The organism is Salisediminibacterium beveridgei (assembly GCF_001721685.1).
GTDB classification, from domain to species: Bacteria; Bacillota; Bacilli; order Bacillales; family Salisediminibacteriaceae; genus Salisediminibacterium; species Salisediminibacterium beveridgei.
In genome coordinates this window covers 1,919,343-1,938,912 of sequence record NZ_CP012502.1, presented here as the reverse complement: position 1 = coordinate 1,938,912, position 19,570 = coordinate 1,919,343, and the positions used below count along the sequence as shown (strand labels likewise).

At 43.3% G+C, this 19,570-nt stretch carries 18 protein-coding genes; all 18 read left to right on the top strand.

Annotated elements, in window-relative coordinates:
• Positions 1-34 precede the first annotated feature (34 nt).
• The 18 genes from pyrH (at position 35) to rpsO (ending at position 19,429) form a co-directional block, all read left to right on the top strand.
• Positions 35-763: a UMP kinase gene (pyrH, locus tag BBEV_RS08985; protein ID WP_069365165.1), complete on the top strand. Its 729-nt coding sequence runs from the start codon at positions 35-37 to the stop codon at positions 761-763.
• Positions 763-1,320, top strand: a complete 558-nt coding sequence (frr, locus tag BBEV_RS08980) for a ribosome recycling factor (protein ID WP_069365164.1) — start codon at positions 763-765, stop codon at positions 1,318-1,320. Before pyrH ends, frr begins: the two co-directional genes overlap by 1 nt.
• 189 nt (positions 1,321-1,509) lie before the next feature.
• The gene (locus BBEV_RS08975) at positions 1,510-2,262 is read left to right on the top strand and encodes an undecaprenyl pyrophosphate synthase (protein ID WP_069365163.1); all 753 of its coding nucleotides are present in this window, start codon (positions 1,510-1,512) and stop codon (positions 2,260-2,262) included.
• Positions 2,263-2,277: 15 nt separating this feature from the next.
• Positions 2,278-3,069 (top strand): phosphatidate cytidylyltransferase, encoded by a 792-nt coding sequence (locus tag BBEV_RS08970; RefSeq protein ID WP_069365162.1) that lies wholly within the window; start codon positions 2,278-2,280, stop codon positions 3,067-3,069.
• A gap of 44 nt (positions 3,070-3,113) precedes the next feature.
• Positions 3,114-4,259: a 1-deoxy-D-xylulose-5-phosphate reductoisomerase gene (locus tag BBEV_RS08965; protein WP_069365161.1), complete on the top strand. Its 1,146-nt coding sequence runs from the start codon at positions 3,114-3,116 to the stop codon at positions 4,257-4,259.
• A 12-nt stretch (positions 4,260-4,271) separates the two neighbouring features.
• Positions 4,272-5,528: an RIP metalloprotease RseP gene (rseP, locus tag BBEV_RS08960; RefSeq protein ID WP_069365160.1), complete on the top strand. Its 1,257-nt coding sequence runs from the start codon at positions 4,272-4,274 to the stop codon at positions 5,526-5,528.
• Between the two features lie 43 nt (positions 5,529-5,571).
• Positions 5,572-7,275 carry a proline--tRNA ligase gene (locus tag BBEV_RS08955; RefSeq protein WP_069365159.1) on the top strand — a complete coding sequence of 568 codons (1,704 nt, stop codon included), beginning with the start codon at positions 5,572-5,574 and terminating at the stop codon, positions 7,273-7,275.
• A gap of 80 nt (positions 7,276-7,355) precedes the next feature.
• Entirely contained in the window at positions 7,356-11,657 is a 4,302-nt protein-coding gene (locus tag BBEV_RS08950; protein WP_069365158.1) for a PolC-type DNA polymerase III, read from the top strand.
• Positions 11,658-11,805: 148 nt separating this feature from the next.
• The gene (gene rimP, locus BBEV_RS08945; RefSeq protein WP_069365157.1) at positions 11,806-12,276 is read left to right on the top strand and encodes a ribosome maturation factor RimP; all 471 of its coding nucleotides are present in this window, start codon (positions 11,806-11,808) and stop codon (positions 12,274-12,276) included.
• A 25-nt stretch (positions 12,277-12,301) separates the two neighbouring features.
• Positions 12,302-13,489 (top strand): transcription termination factor NusA, encoded by a 1,188-nt coding sequence (gene nusA, locus BBEV_RS08940; protein ID WP_069365156.1) that lies wholly within the window; start codon positions 12,302-12,304, stop codon positions 13,487-13,489.
• Between the two features lie 7 nt (positions 13,490-13,496).
• Complete coding sequence (rnpM, locus tag BBEV_RS08935) at positions 13,497-13,775, top strand: RNase P modulator RnpM (protein WP_069365155.1); 279 nt, start codon at positions 13,497-13,499, stop codon at positions 13,773-13,775.
• Positions 13,772-14,089: a YlxQ family RNA-binding protein gene (locus tag BBEV_RS08930; protein WP_069365154.1), complete on the top strand. Its 318-nt coding sequence runs from the start codon at positions 13,772-13,774 to the stop codon at positions 14,087-14,089. The genes rnpM and BBEV_RS08930 overlap by 4 nt, the downstream gene beginning before the upstream one ends.
• A 41-nt stretch (positions 14,090-14,130) precedes the next feature.
• The gene (gene infB, locus BBEV_RS08925) at positions 14,131-16,377 is read left to right on the top strand and encodes a translation initiation factor IF-2 (RefSeq protein ID WP_069365153.1); all 2,247 of its coding nucleotides are present in this window, start codon (positions 14,131-14,133) and stop codon (positions 16,375-16,377) included.
• Positions 16,374-16,652, top strand: a complete 279-nt coding sequence (locus BBEV_RS08920) for a DUF503 domain-containing protein (RefSeq protein ID WP_069365152.1) — start codon at positions 16,374-16,376, stop codon at positions 16,650-16,652. The genes infB and BBEV_RS08920 overlap by 4 nt, the downstream gene beginning before the upstream one ends.
• Before the next feature lie 29 nt (positions 16,653-16,681).
• Entirely contained in the window at positions 16,682-17,029 is a 348-nt protein-coding gene (rbfA, locus tag BBEV_RS08915) for a 30S ribosome-binding factor RbfA (protein ID WP_069365151.1), read from the top strand.
• A 95-nt stretch (positions 17,030-17,124) separates the two neighbouring features.
• Positions 17,125-18,057: a tRNA pseudouridine(55) synthase TruB gene (gene truB / locus BBEV_RS08910; RefSeq protein ID WP_069366680.1), complete on the top strand. Its 933-nt coding sequence runs from the start codon at positions 17,125-17,127 to the stop codon at positions 18,055-18,057.
• Between the two features lie 30 nt (positions 18,058-18,087).
• Complete coding sequence (locus BBEV_RS08905; RefSeq protein ID WP_232318145.1) at positions 18,088-19,029, top strand: bifunctional riboflavin kinase/FAD synthetase; 942 nt, start codon at positions 18,088-18,090, stop codon at positions 19,027-19,029.
• A gap of 130 nt (positions 19,030-19,159) precedes the next feature.
• Positions 19,160-19,429: a 30S ribosomal protein S15 gene (gene rpsO / locus BBEV_RS08900; protein WP_069365149.1), complete on the top strand. Its 270-nt coding sequence runs from the start codon at positions 19,160-19,162 to the stop codon at positions 19,427-19,429.
• Positions 19,430-19,570 lie beyond the last annotated feature (141 nt).

Below are 19,570 nucleotides of genomic sequence, written 5' to 3'. Positions count from 1 at the left end.
AAGAATCCAAAGAAATATAACAAAGGAGGCTATCATGGGAGATACACCAGTATACAAACGGATTGTTTTAAAATTAAGTGGGGAAGCCCTTGCTGGTGAGCAGGGATTTGGAATAGACCCGGATATGATTCAATCCATAGCTGAACAGGTTCGTGAAGTTGTTAACCTGGGTGTTGAAGTCGCCATTATCGTGGGAGGCGGAAACATTTGGCGAGGAATTGCCGGCAGTGCAAAAGGGATGGACCGTGCAACCGCGGACTATATGGGAATGCTTGCAACGGTGATGAATTCTTTAGCTCTTCAGGATAGCCTTGAAAACAACGGAGTACAAACAAGAGTGCAATCATCTATTGAAATGCGTCAAGTCGCTGAACCTTACATAAGAAGACGCGCCATTCGACATTTGGAGAAAAAGCGGGTTGTGATTTTTGCAGCAGGTACAGGGAACCCGTTCTTTTCGACGGATACTACGGCAGCTTTACGCGCTGCTGAGATTGAAGCGGATGTAATCCTGATGGCTAAAAACAATGTGGATGGCGTCTACAGTGCGGACCCATCAGTTGATGAATATGCCAAGAAATATGATAATCTGACCTATCTTGACTTGTTGAAAGATGGATTGGCAGTGATGGATTCTACTGCGTCATCTTTATGTATGGACAACAATATTCCACTTGTGGTATTCTCCATCTCAGAGAAGGGTAATATTGCCCGTGCAGTAAAAGGCGATGAAATTGGTACGATTATTAGGGGGACTGAATAATGACAAAAGAAATATTGAAGCAAACGGAAGAGCGTATGATCAAATCACTGGAAGCTCTAGGGCGTGAACTTGGTTCTGTCAGAACCGGACGCGCGAATGCATCACTTCTTGACCGGATACAAGTTGAGTATTATGGAATGATGACGCCACTCAATCAGTTGGCGAGTATCAGTGTTCCAGAAGGAAGAATGCTTGTGATCCAACCGTTTGATAAATCAAGTTTACAGGACATCGAAAAAGCTATCCAAAAGGCGGATATTGGTTTGTCTCCGAGTAATGATGGCAATATTATCCGGATTTCTGTACCTGCTCTCAATGAAGAGCGCAGAAAAGAGTTGATTAAAGTCGTCGGCCGCTATGCGGAGGATGCGAAAGTTGCTGTCCGTAATGTTCGAAGAGATGCAAATGATGAATTGAAAAAACTGGAGAAAGACGGTGGACTGACCGAAGATGATCTTCGACGCCGTCAAGATGAAGTGCAGAAGTTGACTGATGATTACATCAAGAAAATTGATGAACGAGTCAAAGCAAAGGAACAAGACATTCAGGAAGTGTAATAGGTGATGAAAAGGGTCCGTTATCGCGGACCCTTTTGTTTGTATTAGTTTTGCTTGTCATTTCTAAGAGGGACTCCGATTAAATTGAATATCTTAATGATTCTTGATGGCACTTCGTGATAGAATAAAGTGGGTTTCATTGAAATTGAAATGCAATCGATAATTTTCCAGATTACGGAGGCTGGTCTTATGTTTAATAAACTGAAATCTGAAAAAATCACGAATGAAACAGATATTCAATTGGATAATGTTCCGAAGCATATTGCAATTATCATGGATGGTAATGGCAGATGGGCTAAAAAGAGGGGGCTTCCGAGAGTCGCAGGTCATCGGGAAGGAATGAACACAGTCCGTCGAACCGTTCGTCAGGCAAATCGATATGGGGTTGAGGCATTGACGCTTTATGCATTCTCTACAGAAAACTGGAAACGGCCAAAAACGGAAGTGGAATTTCTGATGCGTCTACCTGAACGATTTCTAACGAAGGAATTACCTGAACTTATGGAACAGAATGTGACTGTCCGGGTCACTGGAGAGATTGATAAATTACCGGAATATACGCGAAGAGCTGTCGAAAATGCTGTGATAGAGACAGCAGGAAATGATGGGTTAATTTTAAATTTTGCATTGAACTATGGAAGCAGGGCTGAAATGGTTCAGGGCATCCAGAGTATCTGTCAGGAAGTGAAGGATGGAAATTTACTGATTGATGATATTGATGAGTCATTATTTCAATCTCATCTAATGACGCATGATTTAAAGGACCCGGATTTACTTATTCGAACGAGTGGTGAAATTCGACTCAGTAACTTTATGCTCTGGCAACTTGCTTATTCCGAATTCTGGTTTACAGAAGTTCTTTGGCCTGATTTTAAAGAGGAAGATTTCCAAAAAGCAATTGCTGTATATCAAACGAGACAGCGACGATATGGTGGGGTTTAAGGAGGGGATTGTCTGATGAAACAACGAGTTATTACCGGCGTTGTTGCCGGGGCGGGGTTTCTCGGAATCATTATTTTGGGCGGCCATTTTTTTGCCGGCCTGATTTTTCTGTTGGCGACAGTCGCAATGAAAGAACTGCTTGCTATGAAACAGATACGGGTAATGACTGCCCGTGGATTTGCAGGATTTTTCTTGATGTGGTTGTTGCTTATTCCGGATTCGTATATTAATTTCGAGGCATTTGCATATGAACGTGCAGAATTCTTCTTGTTATTATTGATTGTTTTGCTTGCGTTAACTGTCATTTCAAGAAATAAATGGACGTTTGATGATGCAGGTTTTACCGTACTTGCATCAGTTTATGTTGGATTTGGCTTTCATTATTTTCATTATGCCAGAACAATTGAAGAGGGTTTGATGCATGTGATATTAATCCTGATTTTGGTCTGGTCATCGGACTCAGGTGCATATTTTGCAGGTCGTAAGTTTGGCAAGCATAAATTATCGCCAAGCATCAGTCCTAAAAAGACGATCGAAGGCTCTGCCGGTGGAGTGGTTCTCGCCCTCATCACAGGGACAACTTTCCTTCTATTCATGCCATTGTTTAACAGTTGGCTTGTTTCACTGCTGTTTATGCTTACGGTTTCTCTGGTTGGACAATTGGGAGATCTGGTGGAATCGGCTTTTAAAAGGCATTACGCTGTTAAAGATTCGGGAAATGTTCTTCCTGGCCATGGTGGGATACTGGACAGGTTCGACAGTTTAATCTTTGTCATGCCGATTATCTATCTATTTGGATTTTTGTAAGATCTGTGAATAGTAAAATCACGACTAGAGCAGGAGATGAGTGTATGAAAAAGATCAATCTATTAGGGTCTACGGGATCGATCGGTACACAAACATTGGATGTGATCCGCTCACACCCCGACCAGTTCGAGATGATGGCGATGAGTTTCGGGAAAAACAGTGATATAGGCAGTCATCAGGCGAACGAATTCAGACCTGAGGTGATCAGTGTTGCTGACACTGAAACTGCTGTTAAATTAAAGAAGTTACTCGATTATAACCCGCGCATTCTTACTGGATCTGAGGGTCTGTCTGAGGCAGCTTGTGAACCGGCCGATATGCTGGTGAATGCTGTTATGGGCAGAATTGGACTTGAACCGACATTGCAAGCGATTGAACATGGAATGGATATCGCGATTGCCAATAAAGAAACACTCGTCACTGCAGGTCATCTTGTTACAAAAGCAGCAATGAGAAATGGCGTGAAATTGTTACCGGTTGACAGTGAGCATTCAGCCATTTTCCAATGCCTTCATGGAAACATTGAAAAAGAAGTCAGCCAATTGATTCTGACTGCATCCGGCGGAAGTTTCCGCGACTTCAAGCGCGAAGAACTCAAAGGAGTGACAGTTAAGCAGGCACTGAACCATCCGAACTGGTCCATGGGTGCAAAAATCACCATCGATTCAGCATCCATGATGAATAAAGGACTAGAAGTAATCGAAGCTCGGTGGCTTTTTGATATGCCTTATGATCTGATCAATGTGATTTTACACCGTGAGAGTATTGTTCATTCCATGGTTGAATACATCGATGGCAGTGTTTTGGCGCATATGGGTACCCCGGACATGAGAGTGCCAATCCAATATGCACTATCACATCCCATGCGACTTGATTTAAATGGTGGACAAAGGTTAAAATTATGGGAAGTTGGTAAGCTTCATTTTGAAGAAATGGATTTCGAACGTTTTCGCCTCTTGAAATTGGCTTATGATGCCGGCAAAGAAGGTGGAACGGCACCAACTGTTTTGAATGCTGCTAATGAAGCAGCAGTCTCACTGTTTTTGAAAGATCAAATCCACTTTCTTGATATAGAAACCATTGTGGAAAGAGCGTTAAATGATCATAATCATGTTCAAGAACCATCTTTGGAACAGATTATTGACGTTGATTTAAACATCCGCACGGCCATTGAAAGGGATAAGAAATAAGAGGGTGAAGAAGTGAATACATTTTTAGCAGTTATTATTATTTTTGCAGTACTGGTATCCATTCATGAATGGGGGCACCTGGTATTTGCTAAACGAGCAGGGATTCTCTGTCGAGAGTTTGCCATTGGATTTGGCCCGAAACTGTTCTCTTTTCAACGAAATGAGACACTCTACACCGTACGGCTTTTTCCTTTAGGCGGATTTGTAAGGATGGCTGGAGAAGATCCTGAAATGATACAGATTAAGCCCGGCTACGAAATCGGATTGAAGTACCATGATGATGGAAAAGTGCGTGAGATCATTGTCAATAACAAATCGAAACATCCGGATTGCGAGATTATCCAAGTGGAGAAGATTGATCTTGAGCATGATTTGACCATTAGTGGTTATATGAACGATGAAGAGTTTGTAACCTTGGATGTGGATGAAAAAGCGCATTATGTTTATGATGAAAAAGCTACACAGATCGCACCCTATAACCGCCAGTTTGCTTCGAAGTCAGTTGGCAAAAGAGCAATTGCAATTTTTGCTGGTCCTTTAATGAATTTCGTTTTGGCTGTCATTGCGTTTATTGCATATGCCCTGATTGCCGGAATGCCTACAGAAGAGGCACAAGTAGGTGCTCTGACCGACGACGGTGCTGCTATCGAAGCGGGACTTGAACCAGGTGATACAATCGTTGAAATTGAAGGTCAGGCTGTTGAAGATTGGTTTTCAATGACAGAAGAAATTCAATCGAAACCTGAACAGGAATTGGATTTCGTTGTTGAACGAGATGGTGAAATCTTCGAAGTTTCCATGGTCACGCAGGTTAGAGAGGGGCCTGATGATGAAGAGATGGGCGTGATCGGCGTTTACCCGCCAATGGAACGAAATGTTCTCGATGCCATTTTGTTTGGATTCACCCAAACTTATGAGACGACCATTCTAATTATCGAAGCACTGGGCATGCTTGTTACAGGACAGTTTTCCTTAGATGCATTGGCAGGTCCGGTTGGCATTTATGAATATACCGGTGAAGTTGTTGCAATGGGAATTCTCGTGCTCTTTCAGTGGACTGCGATCTTGAGTGTCAATCTTGGAATTATCAATCTCTTGCCATTGCCCGCACTTGATGGAGGGCGATTGCTGTTCATTGGATTGGAAGCACTCAGAGGCAAACCGGTCGACCCCCAGAAAGAAGGGATGGTCCATTTCATCGGGTTCGCCCTTCTGATGCTGCTTGTCCTTGCCGTGACATGGAATGATATCAACCGGCTGTTTATGTAAAAAAATCAATACCATGAAATTAACGTAAAGGTGGCTGTTACCGATGAGACAACGTACGTTTTTATCCCCTACACTTAGAGATATACCAACAGACGCTGATGTTGTCAGTCATCAACTGATGCTGAGAGCTGGATTAATTCGTCAAAGTACATCAGGAGTCTATTCCTTTTTGCCTTTGGGGTTTAAGGTACTGCAAAAAGTGGAGCGTATTGTCCGTGAAGAGATGGACCGGGCTGGTGCTCAAGAAATGATCATGCCGTCAATTCAGCCTGCGGAATTGTGGCAGCAATCAGGCAGGTGGGCAGATTATGGTCCCGAACTCATGCGTTTTAAGGACCGCCATCAAAGAGAGTTCGCTCTTGGGCCGACGCATGAAGAAGTGATCACTGCGATTGTGAAAGATGACGTCCGTTCATACAAAGAATTGCCAATGACTTTGTATCAGATTCAGACAAAATTCCGTGATGAACGAAGGCCGAGATTTGGCGTTCTTCGTGGAAGGGAATTTCTGATGAAGGATGCGTATTCCTTTGACGTGGATTACGACGGTCTGGATAAAAGTTATTCCAAGATGTATGAAGCCTATAAAAAAATATTCGCGCGTTGTGATTTGAATTTCCGTGCAGTTGTTGCAGACTCAGGTGCAATGGGTGGGAAAGATACGCATGAATTTATGGTTCTTTCGAGTGTCGGAGAAGACACGATTGCTTACTCTGATGGATCAGATTATGCAGCAAATACGGAAATTGCTGAGGTCAACGTCAGTTATCCGCAGTCGAATGAAAATGGAAAACCACTTGAAAAAGTGGATACACCGGATCAGAAAACCATCGAACAAGTGGGCAAGTATCTGAATGCCGATGCCACACAGTGCATTAAAGCGATGACCTTCAATGTTGATGATGAAGCTGTCATGGTGCTCGTCCGCGGAGATCATGAAGTAAATGATATTAAAATCAAGCATGCTTTAGATGCACGTAACGTAACATTTGCCACTGAAGAGGAATCTTCAGAATGGATGAAAGCGGATTTTGGCTTTCTTGGCCCGGTCGGCGCTCCTGATCACTTGAAAATCGTGGCTGATCCAGCCGTAATGGTGATGAAAAATATCATTTGCGGAGCGAACGAAGCAAATAAGCATTACATTAACGCGAATGTTTACAGGGATTTCAAGGTCGATCAAATTGCAGACGTACGGATGATTCAAGAAGGTGACCCATCGCCGGACGGGAAAGGAACGATACGTTTTAAAGAAGGCATTGAAGTTGGTCATGTGTTTAAATTAGGGACAAAATACAGTGAGGCACTCGGGGCCACTGTTTTGGATGATCAGGGCAAAGCCCGGCCAATCGTAATGGGTTCTTACGGTATAGGGGTTTCGAGAACAGTTGCTGCAATCATCGAGGAGCATCATGACGAAAACGGGATTATCTGGCCGCTAAGTGTAGCGCCGTTTCATGCTCATCTCGTACCGGTCAATGTGAAACAAGATGATCAGCGCGAACTGTCTGAAGCTTTGTATTCTGAACTACAGCAGGCAGGACTCGAAGTGTTGTTTGATGATCGACAGGAACGTCCTGGCGTCAAGTTCAAGGACAGCGATCTTCTGGGTCTGCCAATTCGCATTACTGTTGGTAAAAAGGCCGGTGAGGGGATTGTGGAGTTGAAATACAGAAAATCCGGTGAAACGGTTGAAGTACACCGAAAAGACTTACTATCAACCATTACCGGTTATATAAGCAGCTGATGTATCTGGTATCCTGTCAAAAGCGGGGTACCATTTCCATTCAAAACGGCTGGTGAATACATAGGAGACTGGAGGCAATTATGGAATCAGATCGACAAATACGCATCGAACGGTTTCAGCTTCTGATGGAACAGGTGCAGATGTCTGCTGACATTAAGGATCGTTTTTTACAAGAAGCATGGATTGAAGATTTGGCAGTTCATAAAAGCCAACGAAAATGGGTTTTCACATTCCATTTAACATCGCCAATGACAAAAGACGCCTATGAACGCTTTTCATCTACACTGATTCATGGTCTTGAACACGTAGCGAACGTTTCTTTTTATCTTCGGTATGATGAAGTGGCTGATGCAAATGCTGTTATTGCTGATTTTTGGCCTTTGTTTATCGAGGCGTTACGAAGTCACACGAATGGGTTGATTAATCGATTGGAAGGACAAGTCCCCTCTGTCTCTGGCAAACAGATCACACTGACGGTGGTAAATGATACTGAGAGAGAAATGGTACTTCGCAGGTTGAAGGAACCATTACAAGAGTTGTTGGACCAATATGGACTGGGAGAGTACACTTGGCATGTTGAGGTGAAAGAATCTCATGAGGATATGCAACGCTTTCGTGATGAAAGGATTCAGGAAGATCAGCTTGAAGTCATTGAAGCCATGAAAGAGAAGCAAAAACAGGACGAGAAAACGAAAGATATGCAAATAAAGCAAGCGATCTCACATGGTACGAAGATAAAAGATGAGCCCAGACCTTTGAAAGAGATCATCGAAGAGGAAAAGCGGTTTACAGCTCAAGGCCTTGTGTTTGATTCAGATCTGCGTGAACTGAAAAGTGGCAGGACGTTGTTGACATTTAAAATCACAGATTATACAGACTCGATCAATGTAAAGATGTTCTCAAATGACAAAGAGGATCTCGCTGTATTTGAGGCGATTCAAAAAGGGATTTGGCTGAAAGTCAGAGGTCCAGTCCAATATGATACATTTTCGAGAGATTATTCAATGATGGCGAGAGATCTAGAACAGGTGAAACCTGTTGAGCGACAGGATACCGCAGCGAATGATCAAAAGCGGGTTGAATTGCATTTGCATTCGAACATGAGTACGATGGATGCGATCACAAATGTAGGACGCTATGTGGAGCAGGCCAAAAAATGGGGTCACAAGGCGATTGCGATTACCGATCATGCCGGGGCTCAGGCTTATCCCGAAGCTTATGGTGCCGGAAAAAAACATGATATTAAAATCATCTATGGCTTGGAAGCTAACTTGGTGGATGATGGAGTTCCAATTGCATATAACGCAACGGATCGTAATTTGATGGAGGATACCTATGTAGTCTTTGATGTGGAAACCACTGGACTTTCAGCGGTTTACAATACGATTATCGAACTCGCTGCTGTAAAAGTGAAAGACGGGGAAGTCATCGACAGGTTTGAATCCTTTGCGAATCCTCATGAGGCATTGAGTCCAACGATCATTGACCTGACAGGGATCACGGACGATATGGTGGCAGATGCCCCTGAGGCTGAAGAAGTACTCAAACAGTTTAAAGACTGGTGTGCAGATGACATACTTGTCGCTCATAATGCCTCCTTTGACATGGCTTTTCTGGACGCAGGTTATCAAAAAGCTGGTCTGTCCAAAGCAACGAATCCTGTCATTGATACCCTTGAATTGGGGCGCATGCTTTACCCGTCATTTAAAAATTACCGGCTGAATACACTCTGTAAGAAATTTAACATCGAGCTGGTTGCCCATCACAGGGCAATATATGATGCCGAAGCAACTGGACATCTTCTTTGGAAAATGGTCAAGGACGCTGCGGAAAAAGGAATCACTACTCATGGAGAGTTGAATGAACAATCCTCACCGGATGATTATAAAAAGCAACGTCCCAATCACTGTACGATATATGCGAAGAATGCAAACGGGTTAAAAAACCTTTATCAATTGATATCAAAATCCCATATCGATTATTTTTTTCGCGTTCCCCGTCTTCCGAAATCCGTACTGGCTGAGTACCGCGAAGGGTTATTGATCGGTTCAGCTTGTGATAATGGGGAAGTATTCGATGGCCTCATGCAAAAGGCACCTGAAGAAGTGGAGGCTACTGCGGCCTTTTACGATTTTCTGGAGGTGCAGCCTCCTGCGAACTATCAACATCTTATCGAAAAGGAAATTATCAGAGATGAGTTAGAACTTAAATCCGTTATTAAAAATCTTGTTAAATTAGGCGAAACGGTTGGAAAACCCGTCGTTGCAACGGGGAATGTTCACTATTTAAACAAAGAAGATCACGTATACCGTAAAATTCTGATTGCAAGTCAAGGTGGAGCAAACCCGTTAAACCGGATCACATTGCCTCAGGTTCATTTCAGAACCACCAATGAAATGCTCGACTGTTTCTCATTTCTGACGGAAGATAAACGAGATGAAATCGTTGTGAAAAATTCTCAGTGGGTGGCTGACGAAGTAGATGAGATCAAGCCGATACCGGATGATCTTTATACCCCTCATATCGAAGGGGCAGATGATGAAATGAGGCAGATGTGCTATAACCGTGCCAAGAGTATTTATGGCGATCCATTGCCTGAACTGGTTGAAAAGCGTTTGGAAAAAGAATTATCAAGTATTATTTCGAACGGATTCTCTGTGATTTATTTGATCTCACAGAAGCTGGTCAAAAAATCATTGAATGATGGATACCTTGTCGGTTCACGTGGGTCTGTCGGCTCAAGTTTTGTCGCCACAATGACGGAAATTACTGAAGTGAATCCTTTGCCACCTCACTATGTCTGCCCACAATGCCAGCATTCTTATTTTTTCAATGATGGTTCCGTTGGTTCCGGTTTCGATTTGCCTGATAAAAATTGCGAAAAATGTGGAACTCAGTATGAAAAAGACGGACATGATATTCCCTTTGAAACCTTTCTTGGGTTTAAAGGCGACAAGGTGCCCGATATTGATTTGAATTTTTCCGGTGAATATCAGCCTGTTGCTCACAATTACACGAAAGAGCTCTTTGGTGAAGATTACGTATACCGGGCAGGCACAATTACGACCGTTGCTGATAAAACTGCTTATGGGTATGTTAAGGGATATGAAGGGGATTTGGGCGTTCAGTTTAAAGGTGCAGAAATTGACAGGCTAGTCAGTGGATGCACCGGGGTAAAACGTTCAACTGGTCAGCACCCTGGAGGGATCATTGTTGTTCCCGATCACCTCGATATCTATGATTTCTCACCGATCCAATATCCAGCGGATGATGATGGCTCAGAATGGCGAACGACGCATTTTGATTTCCATTCGATCCATGATAATCTCCTGAAGCTGGATATACTCGGACATGATGATCCAACGGTCATTCGCATGCTTCAGGACCTCAGTGGAATGGATCCGAAAGACATTCCTGTGGATGATCCGGAGGTATTCAAACTGTTTTCAGGCACTGAGTCTCTGGGTGTTTCCCAAGAAGACATTATGTGTAAAACCGGAACATTCGGTATTCCGGAATTTGGGACGCGTTTTGTGCGTCAAATGCTTGAAGAAACCCGTCCATCGACATTCAGTGAACTTGTTCAGATTTCAGGATTAAGTCACGGCAGTGATGTGTGGCTGAATAATGCAGCGGACCTCATCTCTGCAGGAACTTGTGAATTGAAAGATGTGATCGGCTGTCGGGATGATATTATGGTGTATTTGATTTATCAAGGGCTAGAACATTCACTTGCGTTTAAAATCATGGAGTTTGTTCGTAAAGGCAAAGGACTTGATCCTGAATGGATTGAAGAGATGAAGAAAAACGGTGTACCGGACTGGTATATTCAATCCTGTCTCAAAATCAAATACATGTTTCCAAAAGCACACGCAGCGGCTTATGTTCTCATGGCTGTTCGGATTGCATATTTTAAAGTACATCATCCGATGATGTTTTATGCGGCTTACTTTACTGTTCGTGCAGATGACTTTGAGCTTGATACAATGATTCGGGGTTCAGCCACCATTCGAAAACGGATTGAAGAAATCCATTCGAAAGGCCTTGATGCTACACCAAAAGAAAAAAGTGTGTTGACGGTACTTGAATTGACGCTCGAAATGACAATGCGTGGTTATTCATTTAAAAAGGTGGATCTGTATCAATCCAAAGCGAAAGAGTTTCAGGTGGAGGGTGATGTTCTTTTGCCACCCTTCAACGCATTGACAGGTGTCGGGACCAACGCAGCCATCAATATCGTCGAAGCAAGATCTGCAGGTGAGTTTCTAAGTAAAGAAGATCTCAGAAAACGCAGTAAAATAACAAAAACGGTTCTTGAAAACCTTGATGATCATGGCTGTCTGGACGGTATGCCAGATACGAATCAGTTGTCATTGTTCTGATCCCTGCCGATACGACATGCATTTGCATTAAACCTGCAGTTGTGGTATTCTATCATAGGACTGAAATGAAAAGGCGACCGGAAAGAGTGGGGATTCCCACTCTTTCTTTTAATGAGCAAGGTTCTAACGGTAAAGGAGGAAATCAAGTATGGGCGTAGATGTTACGCAGAAAGTGGAACAACTGGTTCAACCGATCCTGGATGAACTCAATCTTGAACTGGTCGATATTGAGTTTGTCAAGGAAGGTAAAAACTGGTTTCTCCGTGTATTTATAGATGGACCAGAAGGCATTGGATTGGACGATTGTTCCACGGTCAGTGAACAGTTGAGTAAATCGCTGGACAGCACCGATCCGATTGATCAGGCCTATTACCTGGAAGTGTCATCACCAGGGGCTGAACGGCCATTGAAAAAAGCGAATGATATCGCAAAAGCGGTCGGGAAAAATGTTCACGTCTCCACTTACGCGCCATTAGATGGTGAGAAAGTCTTTGAAGGAAGATTACTCTCTTTTGATGGAGAGTTATTGGTCATTGAGCAGAAAGTGAAGACGCAGAAACTGGAAAAAACCATTCCATATGACAAAGTAGCAAAAGCTCGTTTAGCTGTTTTGTTTTAAATTATGAAAGGGGGATCAGGATTCCATGAACAGTGAATTTATGGATGCCTTGGCAACCATTGAAAAAGATAAAGGAATAGATAAAGAAATTATTCTTGAAGCCATTGAACAAGCCCTGATTACAGGTTATAAACGAAATTTCAACTCCGCCCAAAATGTTAGGGTAGACATCGACAGAGAAACGGGACAAATCAGAGTTTTTGCCCGCAAAACGGTTGTTGAAGAGGTGTTTGATGAAAGGCTGGAGATCAGTCAAGATGCAGCCAAAGAAATCAACGTGCACTATGAAGTCGATGATATCGTTGAAATTGAGGTGACACCCCGGGATTTCGGCCGGATTGCTGCACAAACGGCAAAACAGGTGGTAACTCAACGCGTTCGAGAAGCAGAGCGTGGGATTATTTATTCCGATTTTATCGATCGTGAAGAAGACATCATGACAGGCATAGTCCAAAGGCAGGATCATCGGTTCATTTATGTTGATCTTGGAAAAGTCGAGGCTATTATGCCACTGAATGAGCAAATGCCGAATGAAACATATCGACACAATGACCGGATCAAGGCGTTCATCACCAAAGTCGAAAAAACGACAAAGGGACCACAAATCATGATATCGAGGTCACATCCCGGTCTTCTCAAACGTCTTTTTGAATTGGAAGTACCTGAGATTTATGATGGTACTGTCGAGGTGAAATCAGTTTCCAGAGAAGCAGGAGAACGATCTAAAATCTCCGTTCATGCAGAGGACGAAGATGTCGACCCGGTAGGTTCCTGCGTCGGTCAACGGGGACAGCGGGTGCAAACTATCGTTGATGAACTAAAAGGTGAGAAGATAGATATTGTCCGCTGGTCAGAAGACCCGAAAGTATATGTTTCCAATGCATTGAGTCCTTCGAAAGTAGTGGAAGTGCTTGTAAACGAAGCTGAGAAGACAACAACGGTGATTGTGCCGGATTACCAATTATCTCTTGCTATTGGTAAACGAGGACAAAACGCCAGGCTCGCTGCTAAACTCACGGGTTGGAAAATTGATATTAAGAGTGAATCAGAAGCAGAAGAATCGGGTATATATCCATTATCTGATGAAGAAAGTTTCTTTGAAGAAGAAGTCGAAGAAGATACACCGGAATCATTTGCAGATCTCGCGGATAATGATCTTCTGGATTTTGATGAAGAAGCGGATTATGATTCGGAGAAGGACGACCAGGAGTGATGTTGCGATGACATCAAAAAAGAAAACACCCTTGAGAAAGTGTATAGTCACACAGGAAATGAAACCTAAAAAAGAGTTGATCAGAGTTGTTCGCTCACCGGAAGGTGAGATCTTCGTTGATCCAAGCAGTAAGAAATCAGGTCGTGGAGCGTATATTGCAAATGATCGAAAAGTGATCGAAAAAGCAAGACAGTCAAATTTACTTGCTAGAAACCTGAAAGCCAAAGTATCAGACGAGGTTTACGATCAGTTGATTCATGAACATGAGAGAAGCAAGTTGCGATGAGTCAGCACTGGACGTCGACACTGGGACTTGTTCAACGGGCCGGAGCTCTTGTTACAGGAGAAGAACAGGTGATCAAAGCGATTCAATCCAACAAAGCAAAGCTGGTTATTGTTGCATCAGACGCCTCATCGGGAACCTTGAAAAAAATGACGGATAAAACAACGTTTTATCGCGTACGGCTTGCAGTTGTTTCAGATCGTGAAACATTGGGGCATGCTTTGGGTAAACATGAGAGAGTTTCCATTGCTGTCATGGACCAGGGATTTGCCACTTCGATCATGAACCGGATCCAGAAAGAACTGGACGGTCAATAAACGAACTTTGCTTCTCTGAATGAAAACGGGAGGTATGTACATTGAGTAAAAAAAGAATTTACGAATATGCAAAAGAAAATAATACAACCAGTAAAGAAGTGATCAATAAACTGAAGGATTTAGGGATTGAAGTCTCCAATCATATGAGCGTGATTGATCAGGAAAGTATGAATAAACTTGAAGGAATCACAGGAAAAAGTAATCAACCTGAGAAAAAAACGGCAGAGAGCCGTAAACCTGCGGACAATAATCGTAATCAGGACCGGCCGAAAAATCAGACCCAAAATAAGCCGCAGCAACCCAATAAAGGACAGGGCAGCACAAATAAACCACAAAACAATCAGGTGAAATCCGGTAACCAGAAAAACCAGCCAAATCAAAAGAATCAAGGAAACAAAGGGCCGGGAAATCAGCAAAACCGAGGTCAGAACAAAGGTATTAATAAAGGTGGTAACAAAAACCGCAATCGTAAAAATGATAAGCGGCAGCAAAATCCGAACCAGCAACCTTCCACCATGCCGCGTAAGCTCCCGGAAAAAGTGTTGTACACACCACCCGTTACAGTTGGTGAATTTGCGGAGAAAATTTACCGCGAACCATCTGAGATTATCAAAAAGCTGATGTTCCTTGGAGTTATGGCAACCATCAACCAGGAATTGGATAAAGATGCTTTGGAAATCCTTGCAGAAGAATATGGTATCAAGGTTGAAGAAGAAATCATTATAGACGAAACGGATTTCGAAACAGCCATTTCTGAAGCGGATGATGATGAGGGGAAAACTGAGGAACGTCCTGCGGTTGTTACCATCATGGGACACGTCGACCATGGTAAGACGACATTACTTGACAGCATCCGCCATACGAAAGTCGTTGCAGGTGAAGCGGGCGGAATAACGCAACACATCGGTGCTTATCAAGTTGAGGAAAACGATAAGAAAATCACTTTCCTTGATACTCCAGGGCACGCTGCGTTTACAACGATGCGCGCGCGCGGGGCTCAGGTGACCGATATTACCATTCTCGTCGTTGCAGCGGATGATGGCGTCATGCCTCAAACGATAGAAGCCATCAACCACGCTAAAGCTGCGGAAGTACCGATCATTGTGGCTGTTAACAAGATTGATAAAGAAGGAGCCAATCCTGATCGTGTTATGCAGGAGTTGACAGAACATGGTCTGGTAGCTGAAGCATGGGGTGGCGACACGATTTTCGTTGAAGTGTCCGCATTAAATGCAAAAGGAATTGACGACCTCCTTGAGATGATTCTCCTTGTTACTGAAGTTGAAGAACTAAAAGCTAATCCGGATCGGGAAGCATATGGAACCGTAGTGGAAGCCGAGCTGGACCGTGGACGAGGGCCAGTTGCTACACTTCTCGTACAAGGTGGAACACTTCATGTCGGTGATCCGATTGTTGTCGGCAACGCATTTGGTAAAGTGCGGGCAATGGTCAATGATCTTGGCCGAAGAGTGAAAACTGCAGAACCTTCCATGCCGGTGGAAATTACGGGTCTCAATGCTGTTCCACAGGCAGGCGACCGCTTTATGGTCTTTAAAGATGAAAAGAAAGCCCGTCAGATTGGTGAGCAACGAGCAATGAAAAAACGTCAGGCTGAGCGCAGAGAAACCTCACGCGTTTCACTTGATGATCTGTTCAACCAGATTCAGCAAGGGGACATCAAAGAGATAAATATCATTGTAAAAGCGGATGTTCAAGGTTCGGCAGAAGCAATGAAAGGCTCCCTTGAAAAGATCGAGGTTGAAGGTGTTAAAATCAACATCATTCACACCGGGGTTGGGGCGATTGCGGAATCTGATATTATTCTGGCGTCAGCTTCAAACGCAATTGTCATCGGATTTAACGTCAGACCCGATGTCAATGCCAAACGGACCGCTGATGTCGAGGGTGTGGATATTCGTTTACACCGCGTCATTTATAATGCAATTGAAGAAATTGAATCAGCGATGAAAGGTCTTCTTGATCCTGTTTATCAGGAAAAAGTGATTGGTCAGGCAGAGGTTCGTCAAATTTTCAAAGTCTCGAAGGTCGGTTCTATTGCTGGTTCCTATGTAACAGACGGAAAAATTACCCGACACTCCTCTGTTCGCGTGATTCGAGATGGGGTTGTCATCTTTGAAGGTGTATTGAAGGATCTTAAACGTTTCAAAGATGATGTGAAGGAAGTTTCTAACAACTATGAATGTGGTATTACCATTGAAAAATTTAATGATGTGAAAGAAGGCGACATTATCGAAGCTTTCGTTATGGAGGAAGTTAAACCGAAATGATCGGTGTCATTGTAATCGAAGCAATGCTTTATGATTGTCAGACTTTGAAAGAGAAACGTTCCATCATAAAAAGCTTGGTAACCAGATTGTCTCAGCGTTTTAATATTGCCATTGCTGAGACAAATCATCAGGAACGCTGGCAGCGTGTACAGTGGACGGTCGTCACTGTCAGTAATGAACGTCAACAAGCTGAAAAAGAACTGAATCGTGCGCTGTCTTTTATCGATAGTTATGTCTCGGTAGAAGTAACAGAAATTGACTGGGAATGGCTTTGACATGCCAGTGTCATAAGGAGTGAAATCAAATGGGGAATTTAAGAGCGAACCGCGTAGGTGAGCAGATCAAAAAAGAACTGACAGACATCATTCAGCGTGGTATCAAAGACCCCCGCATCGGATTCGTTACTGTCACAGCAGTGGACGTGACCGGTGACTTGCAACAGGCAACAGCTTTCGTTACTGTTTATGGTGATGAAGAGGAGCGAAGTAAAAGTCTGGATGCACTTGAAAAAGCAAAGGGCTTCATCAGAAGCGAGATTGGCCAGCGTATTAAATTACGTAAAACACCTGAACTGCAATTTAAATTTGATGAAAGCATCGATCGCGGTAACCGCATTGATGAGCTGCTCAGGAACCTGAATAAGGAAGGCTGAATGGCGGGAGCAGACTGTGGATTGACAGCTGCTCCTTTTCCGTTTACATATGGAGAAGACAACGAACAGGAAGTGATCTTTTGAAGAATGAATTGATGGGTATTCTACCACTTTGGAAACCAAGGGGTATGACTTCATTTCAAGCCGTAAGACAGGCAAGTAAAATACTGGGCACAAAAAAAGCCGGACATACCGGAACCCTTGATCCGGATGTCAATGGCGTCCTTCCCGTTTGTGTAGGGCGGGCCACCAAGATTGTCCAGTACTTAACTGAAGCCGGGAAGATGTATACAGGCGAAGTAACGATCGGGTGGTCCACTGAAACAGAAGATTCAAGTGGCCAGTTGGTTTCAAAAGACTATCCAGCTGAGAATATTCCCGAAGAAGACGTAGATGCGGTTTTAACGAAATTGCATGGTGAGCAAACGCAGATCCCACCTATGTATTCTGCTGTGAAGGTAAAGGGGCGAAGGCTTTATGAATATGCCCGTGCAGGAGAAGAAGTTGAACGACCTGCCAGATTAGTGACCATTCATGAACTGAAGCGGGTATCACCGGTTACGCAAAATGAGGATGGAGCGGTCAGATTCTCATTCAAATGCAGTTGCAGTAAAGGAACCTATATCCGAACCCTGGCAGTAACAATAGGTGAAGAACTCGGGTTTCCTGCTCATATGTCGAACCTGACAAGGAATGCATCGGGTTCGTTTACTGAAGCCGATTGTGTTACATTTGAGGAGATGGAACAACAAGAGGTAAATGATATAAGTCAATTGCTGATTCCGGTGGAACGGGCTTTCGAAAAGATCCCATCAATCGTTGTAAATGAAACTGATCGAATCCGCATTCTTCAAGGTGGGATTTTGCCTTTATCTGACGATGTCAAAAATACTGATGACGCTTTTTTTTCTGTACTGGATGAAAAGTTGAGGTTGATTGCATTATACAAAAAAGATCCGAAACGCTCGGGAATGATGCGTCCTGAGAAAATGATCCGTACAGTATTAGATTTTGAAAAAGACGAGTAAAAGGGGTGCATCTGATTGGAAGTCATTCATATGAGTTATCCTCAACCTGCTCTGAATATTGAACCAGCCGCTTTGGCACTTGGTTTTTTTGACGGCGTTCACAGAGGACATCAGAAAGTGATCAGACATGCGGTTGAGATTGCAAAAACAAAGGGGATTAAAAGTGGTGTCATGACATTTTATCCGCACCCTAAAGAAATTCTGAGACCGGATGAGGCAGATCAGGTGAAGTATTTATCGACCTTAGATGAGAAGATCAATCTGATCGATGCCTTAGGGGTTGATTATCTGTTTATCGTTACGTTTGATGAATCATTTGCGGATCTGTCTCCTCAACAGTTCGTAGATCAATTCCTGATTCGGCAATCGGTCAGGCATGTTATCGCAGGTTTTGATTACACTTATGGTCGCATGGGGAAAGGAACCATGGAAACACTGCCATTTCACTCCCGTGGAATGCTTGAAAGAACAGTGGTCAATAAAGTCAAATCAGAAGATGAAAAAATCAGTTCTACATCGATTCGTGATTCTTTGATTAAGGGAGATATCGAAAAGGTCAATGCTTATTTAGGGCGTGTTTACTCATTGACAGGTCATGTGGAACAGGGTGATCAAAGAGGGCGAACAATTGGTTTTCCGACAGCAAATGTGAGCATTGATCAAAAAACATTGATGCCTGCAAATGGCGTTTATGCAGTCACAGTTCGTACGGCCGGTGAGGAAAAAATCCATAAAGGGATTTGTAACATAGGCTTTAAACCGACCTTTAACGATAAGCATCCCGAAACGCCCGTTTTAGAGGCTCATATCTTTGACTACGAAGGTGATTTATACGATCAGGAGCTGTCAGTCAGTTTTCACAAATTTATTCGAGGTGAGCAAAAATTTTCGGGGCCGGATCAACTGGTGAGACAAATCAACTTGGATTCGGAGCAGGTGAAAGCGTTTTTTGCTGGTAAACAGAAGGACTGATAAAAACAGTCCTTGACCATGGCTGATCTTCTATAGTATGATCAATAATGTTATGAACCAATGCTTGGCAGTACGATTCACCGACGTCTGCTCGGCAATTGGGGATAGAATGAAAAGGAGGTGGAACAGGATGGCTTTAACAGTAGAACGCAAGAACGAGATCATTGAAAAGTTCAAAACACATGAAAATGATACGGGTTCTCCAGAAGTACAGATTGCTATCCTTACCGAACAGATCACGACATTGAATGATCATCTTCGTACGCATAAGAAGGATCATCACTCCCGTCGGGGACTGCTCAAAATGGTAGGACAGCGTCGTAACCTGCTCACGTATCTGCGTAACAAAGATGTTACCCGATATCGTCAGGTTGTTGATGCACTCGGATTACGTCGTTAATCAAAAAAAAGCGGGTTATATCCCGCTTTTTTTTTGTGTCTGAAAATTCATTTGATGAAATAGAAATAGCTTTCATGAGTTCGAAATCTTTGTTATGATTAAGGGGTTGAGAGAAAGCGTATTACGTGCGATGTAATGAGA